Origin of the sequence: Lactobacillus sp. UMNPBX19 (assembly GCF_002553805.1) — a bacterium.
GTDB lineage: Bacteria > Bacillota > Bacilli > Lactobacillales > Lactobacillaceae > Lactobacillus.
Window position 1 is genome coordinate 1 of the sequence record NZ_PCYR01000094.1, and the last position, 504, is coordinate 504.

A 504-nucleotide genomic window follows, 5' to 3' on the forward strand; every position below is an offset into this window, starting at 1 on the left:
AAAGGAAGCTAAAAAGTTGTGGAAGCAAGGTCTAAAGGAAATTGGTAAGAAGAAAGTTACCTTGCAATATTTGACTGATGATACTGATGGAGCAAAGCGTTCAGCTGAATTTGTCCAAGCGCAAATGGAAAAGCTACCTGGATTGAAGGTGACGATTAAGACAGTGCCATTTAAGCAACGTCTGTCACTATCAGAGACTAAAAAGTTTGATATTGTTAATTCACTTTGGGGGGCTGATTATGCTGATCCATCAACTTTCTTAGACTTGTATAAGTCTGATTCAGACTTTAACAATGGTAGCTGGAAGAATACAGATTATGACAATGCAGTTAATGCTGCTGAGACAACTGATGTCAGTGATAAGGCAAAGCGTTTCCAAGATTACGCTAAGGCTGAAAAGATTATTCAAGATGATGCGGGAATCGCACCATTGTATTACCAATCAAAGCCATCACTATTGAATACTAAGGTTAAGGGTGTTGTATCAAACACAGTTGGTGCACC

The 504-nt window shown here is 38.9% G+C and carries 1 protein-coding gene; it reads left to right on the plus strand.

All coding sequences use genetic code 11. The annotated features are described in order from the left end of the window. Positions 1-504: ABC transporter substrate-binding protein (locus tag CP370_RS09220; RefSeq protein WP_233186315.1), on the plus strand; the 504-nt coding region annotated here is incomplete at both ends.